We start from the raw sequence: 7342 nt of genomic DNA on the forward strand, positions 1-7342 counted from the left end.
CGTTAAAATGGGTAGAGAACAAAAGACAAACCAAAAAACGATCAATAAATAAACTAAATTGGTTTTTTATTTAAGGTAAAAAGTTAACAGGTAGACTTAATAAGCGTGAAGAATAATTATTATTATTATACTAAAATCTAGATTTTGACGATTATTTATTCAATCAAAATCGAACAACACTAATATCAAAACAAACGATTTTTTTAAGAGTAAGTTAACATCAACCTAAAATTATAAAATACCCAACAAAAAATGATAAAAAATATAGCCGAGTGATATTTTTGAAACATTATAAAAGCAAGAAAAGTGGGATGAGGTAGTTAAAGGTATGGCCGTATTTGAGGAGGGATTATAACAAGACAATAAGTAGCTCACTCAATCGAGTAAGCTACCGATAGGTGTCTGTAGTCAATGACAAGAAAGTCTTAGGAAGTCACTACAGACCAACAAAGAAACTGATCACCAATGCGTTGATCAAATCAACAAAGAAACCACATACTAATGGCACCACAATGAATGCTTGTGGGCTTGCGCCATATCGATGAGTTACTGCGGTCATGTTCACAATTGCTGTTGCGGTCGAGCCTAGAGTGATACCACCGAAGCCTGAACATATCACCACAGAATCGTAGTTTCTTCCCATCAAGTAATAAACGACAAACACAGTAAACAACAGGGAAAGCAAGATCTGGATACTCATGACAACAGAGATATAGCCAAACAGTCCATCGAGATCCCAGATACGCAACCCCATCAATGCCATGGTCAAGAACATGCCTAAACAAATATCAGAGATCATCGCTAAGCCTTTGCGGCCTTGAGCGATTTTCTCTTGTGTACGACGTTTCTTAAACAGTGCGCGACCAACGTTTCCGATTAGGATACCTGCGATCAAACAGCTAACGAATAACGGCAGTTTTAGGCCCATCGAGTCGATAACTTCACTCAAGCTGTAACCCAGCATTAGTGTTAAGTTAAGAATCAACCACGCCCACAGAACGCCGTAGTGGCTAAGCTCTGTTTTTGTTTCACTCTCTTGGAATGCACCAACCGTAACCTCTTCTTCATTAGAAGGGCTTACTTTGTGTTTATTGAGCAGGTAGTTCGCAATCGGACCACCAATCACACACGCTGCAATTAAACCAACCGTGTTTGAAGCGACACCAAGTTCGAGCGCGTTAGCAATACCAAACTCTTCCACAAACATTGGCGCCCAAGCTAACGTTGTGCCTACGCCGCCTATCAAGCTAACAGACCCAGATAGCAAGCCTGCTTTCGCATCCATTCCAAAGCCAGAAGCGACTGCCATTCCGACTACGTTTTGCAACACGATAAAAATGGCAGCAAGACACAGTAGGATGAACAACGGTCGCCCGCCTTTAATCAGTGTTTTAATATCCGCTTGGAGCCCGATGCCAGCAAAAAAGTAGAGAAGCAAAAAGTCTCTGACATCTAGGCTAAAAGTGATTTGGATTTCAAAAATATAGTAAAGCGCCGCTACGGTCGCTGCGCAGACAAAGCCACCAATCACAGGCTCTGGCAGTGAATACTTTCTTAATACTTCAGATCGCTCGATCAAACCTTTACCGATAAACAGTAATGAAATCGCGATCGTAAAAGAGAGCATTGGAGAAACTAGGGTTTCTGTCATGAGGTTATGGATTCCTAATAGTTAGATTATTCATAATATTGCGTACTATTAATAATCTAGGTTCACGCCAAAAAATCAAGCGATTATCTATGATAAAAACACCTAATGTGGTTAATTCTGCGACGGTATTAATAGAGATTATAACTATAAAGCAATGATTAAAGGAACGGATATTAGGGAGGTATACAGATGAGGTGGGATATAGAGGCTCTAAAACGAGAAAACCCCAGCATTTCTGCTAGGGTTTTGAATAGTGGTGGAAGGATGGGGATTTGAACCCCAGATACGCTATAAACGTATACTCGCTTTCCAGGCGAGCGCCTTAAGCCACTCAGCCATCCTTCCACAAATTGTGTGTTGAGCATGTCACTCAACGAGGCGCTACTTTATTGATTCTGCTTGCTTTGGTCAAGGGGCATTCTCAAAAAAAGTGCCTTTTTCGGTTTGTTCGATTACAAATTAACTCATTAGATCAAAAACAAACCAAATTTCATTCTTTCGCTGCACTTACGCTTGTTGCTTTTCTTAAGCTTGTTGATAGTAGCCAGGAACTCGAAACCATTTACGACACATATCGAGGAAGTAGCCGTAAAGTACGCCCATACCGCACGAGATAACTGCATTACTGGTGACAGCCGTAACGATCTGGTCGCCTGAAGCACCCACTGCCAACAAAATACCCGCATACACTGGAGACTGGAATAACACGTATGCCATCAAATCAGACAAGTTTTTCATCAATGAGCTTTCTGAAAGTTTTGCACCATTGCGTAAGAACCAATCACGAAAAACGCCATAAGGCCAAGCGATAGCAATGTTTACAGGAATAGATAACGTTCGAGAAGCAAGAGATTGCTCAAACGTCATACCAGAAATAAACACTTCTACGATCATGCCAGAAATAAAACAGAAAACGACCATAGCAAATGTATCCGCAGCTGCGTTTCGAATACAAAATGGACCACGAGACTTCATTGACGACAAACCTAAAATATATCACTGCTTAATTAGTGATTTAGTAACATATAAACAAGGCACATTTGCACCTCACCAGATAATGTCGCTATTAAATCACAAGATTAGTAGTCATACACTCCAAATTAAAAATCAAGTTGTAAATTAACAACCAAAAACCACTTTAAAAGCAGTCACTTTCACCAAAAAATCCAATCAAGGTCAAATATTGGACAGTTCGTCATTTACTTACCGTAATTAAACAACATTTAAGCCATAGGTAGATTTACAGTAATGATATTAATGACATCTTGTGTAGGTGGTGATCCTAAAGCAACCTGCTCTAACGCTTTATCGACTTGTTCAGTAAGTTCCGCGTTGTTCATAGCTTCAACGTGGACACGTAGGCTCTCTAGTGCAAATTGAATCAGTTCTAGGTTGTTGTCTTCTAGCGCCACATACAACGTCACTAACAGCTCTTCAGTGTTATCTTTTTTGCGAAGATCAGGTTTAGGCAGTGACTCGCTTTTACTTTTCGAATCGTGTGGTTTTACGTCTTGGCTTTCGAGCTCATCCGCTTTTACTTCATGGTATTGATAAAGCTTATTTGAATAGCGGAACAAGGCATCATCCAGTTCACGCTCGTCAATCGGCTTAGCAATAATATAATCCACACCTGCCCCCAACATACGCTCACGAGTCTCTTTAAAGACATCAGCCGTACAACCAAACACCAATACCGATGACACATCGCCTATCAAAGCACGAATAGCAGTGGTTGATTCAACGCCATCCATCACAGGCATATGGTTATCCATGAGCACCAAATCAAAGCGCTCAGCAACCACGGCTTGTATCGCAAGTTCACCGTTTTCGACGCTCTTACAGGTAAAGCCTTTACTGCTCATGAAGGCTTCAATGATCACCGTGTTAGTTCGGTTGTCCTCGACGATCAGTACCTTTAAGCCAGAGTAGTCCAACTTCTTATGTGGCAAACTCTCGATTTCTCCTGGCTGACATGGCTGAATCTTCAAGCGAACATCAAAACTCGTGCCTATCCCTTCTTCACTGGTGACGGTAATACTGCCATCCATCAACTGGGCAATTTTCTTCACAATCGCGAGGCCAAGGCCAGTACCGCCAAAACGCCTTGTGGTCGAAGACTCCGCTTGTTCAAACGGTTTAAAAATACGCTTCTGAGCTTCTTTAGAAATACCAATTCCGGTATCACGAACTCGAATGCTCAGATAGGTGTCACTCCCCTCTACAACTTCTTTCAGGTACACCTCAACAAAGCCTCTGGAGGTGAACTTCACCGCGTTGTTCAAGAGATTAAACAAAATTTGGCGAAGGCGAGCTTTATCTGAGAAGTACCAACGACCCGAAGTCACCTCAGAGTACACTTTGAATTGAAGCCCTTTCTCGGAAGACAATGTGTAGTAAACACTGTTAATACTGCCGATGATCGAATCAAGCGGGAAACGCGTTTCATCAAGATCCAACCTGCCCTGCTCGATCTTCGAGAAGTCTAAGATCTCGTTGAGTAGAGTCATCATATGATCGCCGGACTCATACAAGCTCTTAAGATGCTTCTCTTGTTCAGAATTTAGAGGCGTTTTTAATAGGATTTGAGCGGTACCCAATACCCCATTCATCGGAGTGCGAATTTCATGTGACAAGGTCGCAAGGAAAGCGGTTTTTGCATTGGTGGATGCCTGAGCTTTAACCTTTTCCGCTTCGAGATAAATGGTCTTTTCGTTGAAGGTTTTAATCAAATGGCCGATTTCGTCATCACTCGAGTAATCCACATCAATGATTTCGCCGGCTTTCGAACTATCAACCTGTGCTGCAATCCTTGTGATTGGACTAATCAAATAACGGTTCAATAAGTAATACCCCGCCATGACACAAAGTAGCAATAGCGGAACAATACCGCCTTCAATGCTCATCACCTGACGAAACACTTCGTCTTCTACTCGTGATTTGGAGTTCACCACATCCACTTGCCAGCCGAAATCACCAAATTGATTGCTACTGATGTAAATGCCTTCAACGAGATTAAAGTTATGCGAAACCAACACTTGGTTAAGCTTATCTCTGAGCGTAATGCCAAGGTTGTATTCTTCGGCGTGGTTCTTGATAAAACCAAGCAGCTCTTCGAGCGAGAGATCCACCGTGGCAACACCGGCAAAAGTACCGTCGTAATAATAAGGGGAAGACGCCGTAATCATTCGAACGTGTGTGTATGGGTCGATATACACATCGCTCCAAGAGATCGTTCCTTGTTTTTTGTTGACGACAGAGGTGTACCAATACTCTTCTTGATAAGGGGCATTTTTGGGGTTGTTGTAAGAATATATCTGATCGATTCTTCCATCGTCGGCTTTATTAAAAAAGTAACTGTTGAGAAGCTTTTTAGAATCGAGCGCATAAGGTTCAGGCCAAATACCGGCACTGACAATTGTATCGTCGCTCGCCGCCAACATGGACTTAAATAGCGGAATAACATCATCACCATTGCGATGTGCTTGAGCAAACCCAACGAGACTGTCTACAAAGCCTTGAGAGCTGCTGAGTGGCTCTGTAATCAATGCGGATAACAATTCCGTACGCAAGTCGAGATTTTGTTGTAATTTGGCGCGCACAGGGGATTCTACGACGTAATACGTCACACTACCGACAATGGCAATAAACATCGCAAGGTATAATCCAAGCGCTACCATGCTTTTTTTCTTTAAAGACGACCGTATCTGCATAATTCTTTTATTGTTTTCTTTTCTGTTAAACCTAGTGTTTATCATCCATGACATCAAGCCTTTTTAGATTGAAGCTTGATTGGCACAAGTTCATTGGTACTATAAGCGCAAATATGTTCCCTTTTACGGTACCTCACTTTGACTTTACAAGATATTCTTGCGCTTCCAGAGTTGGAAGGAAAGCTAATCACAGAACACAAAACAATGGGCTTTGTCACTGCAATGGCAGCGGCACCGAATGTGTTAACCCCGCATGAGTGGCTACCGTTCTTATGGGGTGGCGAAGAAGTCGCACCTTTTACGGATGGTGAACAGCTAGAAAGCTACATTGAAGTTATCATCGAGCTTTGGAATAAAACCCGCCCAGAACTGATTGAAGGGACTTGGGTTTGGCCTGAAGCTTGTCAATTAGACGACGAAGAAGTGGTGAACACTGCCGCTCGTGATTTTTGTGAAGGCTTGCTTCAAGGCTGGCAGATTGCTCGCGACGATTGGGAAACACTAATGCCTGAAGAGAGCGAAGATAACGCACTCGTTGGCGGTGTCCTGCTGTCACTGAGCATGCTTTACGATCCAGAAACGTCAATTGCTACGCTTGCAGAGCAAGGCATCGAAGGCCTAGAGCAGTTCGAAGAGATCTTTAACGCTGTTCCTGTGATGCTTTGCGGACTAACGCAGCGTGGCATTGCACTGGCTGAAGCTCAATAACAGTTAGCTTTATACAAGCCAAAAGGCCTCATTATGAGGCCTTTTTTAGTTTTCAGACGAAATAAAATAGTCGCTTTAGAAGCCTTTCCAATCGAAGTCATCAATTCGCTCATCAGCAATATAAAACAGCTTAGTGCCACTGCTGACCACTTGATCTAACTCTGGGTTGAGTTCAATACCGCTCCCCGTATCAATGGCGATCAGAGTTGCTTGATACTTCTCTTTAAACACTGAGAAAATAGGCGCGACGGTGACAGACTCAGCGTCTTCAGGGAAATACGTTGAATACTGTGTCATGCCTCTTGTTGAGCTCAATAATTCTTGGTGAAGCGCACTGGAACCTGGGTCTACCGCAGCCTTTGCTAGCATCTCAGCACCCACCGCTGGAATACATTCTGAGTTAGGGCAATGCTTGTGTAACAAATCGCTCAGCGCTTCATCTTTAAAGTAAACAAGAAGGTGCGCTTTAGGGTTTCGGTTGGCACAGTAAAGCGCCGCAGATAACGTAATGTCGTCTTCTGGGTTATCAATCAGGATGCAACTTGCAGACTCAATGCCCGTTTTCTCCATCTCTTTGCCATCGGTGTAGCTGTTTACTTTGACGAAATTGATTTCACCGGGTAACGGGTTCTCGATATCTGAACGCGTACATAGCACGATTGGTCGTTTACCCGTTTCTTCGTGTTGTAGCATGCGGATGAGATGAATGGTTCTTTGCTCATTCCACCCCAACATCAAAATGTGGTTGTCCACTCTAACTCTCCTTTTTCCTAGCAAGCCCGCTCGCCAATATTCAACACCTTCTGTCGCCACTTTACCGAGCAACGCGGCAAAAAGGCTCAACCCGCCTGGAATCACAAATAGAATAACGATCCACTGCCCCGCTACCGTGGTCGGTGATAAATCACCATAACCAACCGTAGAAGCCGTCACCACCAAGTAGTAAGCGAATACGGTAACCGAACTGGTTAAATCTGTTTCACCCGCCAAATACAGCATCGACCACGATAAAGCGATGTAGCCAAGAAAAGTGAACAGTAAGTTTTTGCCATTCAAAACAAAGATGTTTGCTTTGATCCAGCGTTTGAGTTGTAACCAGATTATCATTCGAGCCTCTAATCTTTTCCTCTTACTTACATGCTAGAAAAAATACGCGATATCAACAAGATGTATCATCAGAAAAAGATACATGACCACAAGATTGATATTGGCGGCCTATACGCAGATACAAAAAAACCAGCACTATTGGCTGGTTTTTTTATGGTTCATCGCG

5 protein-coding genes and 1 tRNA gene are annotated in these 7342 nt (G+C 42.8%); 1 reads left to right on the plus strand and 5 read right to left on the minus strand.

Annotation, left to right across the window (positions count from 1 at the left end; translation table 11 throughout):
* Nucleotides 1-436: 436 nt before the first annotated feature.
* From gltS to AB4133_RS21255, 4 genes are all read right to left on the minus strand, one after another.
* Nucleotides 437-1651 carry a sodium/glutamate symporter gene (gene gltS, locus AB4133_RS21240; RefSeq protein ID WP_017062061.1) on the minus strand — a complete coding sequence of 405 codons (1215 nt, stop codon included), beginning with the start codon at nt 1649-1651 and terminating at the stop codon, nt 437-439.
* 254 nt (nt 1652-1905) lie between these two features.
* Nucleotides 1906-1996 (minus strand) — tRNA-Ser (locus tag AB4133_RS21245).
* A 180-nt stretch (nt 1997-2176) separates the two neighbouring features.
* Nucleotides 2177-2626, minus strand: a complete 450-nt coding sequence (locus AB4133_RS21250; RefSeq protein WP_017062062.1) for an L-alanine exporter AlaE — start codon at nt 2624-2626, stop codon at nt 2177-2179.
* A 248-nt stretch (nt 2627-2874) separates the two neighbouring features.
* The gene (locus AB4133_RS21255; protein WP_372225664.1) at nt 2875-5328 is read right to left on the minus strand and encodes an ATP-binding protein; all 2454 of its coding nucleotides are present in this window, start codon (nt 5326-5328) and stop codon (nt 2875-2877) included.
* A gap of 171 nt (nt 5329-5499) precedes the next feature.
* On the opposite strand from AB4133_RS21255, the gene AB4133_RS21260 reads away from it, so the two are divergent.
* On the plus strand, nt 5500-6069 hold the full coding sequence (locus AB4133_RS21260) for a UPF0149 family protein (RefSeq protein WP_017062064.1): 570 nt from the start codon (nt 5500-5502) through the stop codon (nt 6067-6069).
* 75 nt (nt 6070-6144) lie between these two features.
* Here the strand turns inward: AB4133_RS21260 and AB4133_RS21265 are convergent, their stop codons facing one another.
* A complete protein-coding gene (locus AB4133_RS21265) occupies nt 6145-7176 on the minus strand; it encodes a potassium channel family protein (protein WP_017063519.1) in 1032 nt (343 codons plus the stop codon).
* Nucleotides 7177-7342 lie beyond the last annotated feature (166 nt).

The sequence above is a fragment of the Vibrio sp. 10N.286.52.F8 genome (assembly GCF_041468745.1).
Lineage (GTDB): Bacteria > Pseudomonadota > Gammaproteobacteria > Enterobacterales > Vibrionaceae > Vibrio > Vibrio crassostreae_C.

Excerpts from the sequence above, each read along its gene's own strand:
- gltS (WP_017062061.1), bottom strand. The coding sequence starts at position 1,651 with ATGACAGAAACCCTAGTTTCTCCAATGCTCTCTTTTACGATCGCGATT.
- AB4133_RS21250 (WP_017062062.1), bottom strand. The coding sequence starts at position 2,626 with ATGAAGTCTCGTGGTCCATTTTGTATTCGAAACGCAGCTGCGGATACA.
- AB4133_RS21255 (WP_372225664.1), bottom strand. The coding sequence starts at position 5,328 with ATGGTAGCGCTTGGATTATACCTTGCGATGTTTATTGCCATTGTCGGT.
- AB4133_RS21265 (WP_017063519.1), bottom strand. The coding sequence starts at position 7,176 with ATGATAATCTGGTTACAACTCAAACGCTGGATCAAAGCAAACATCTTT.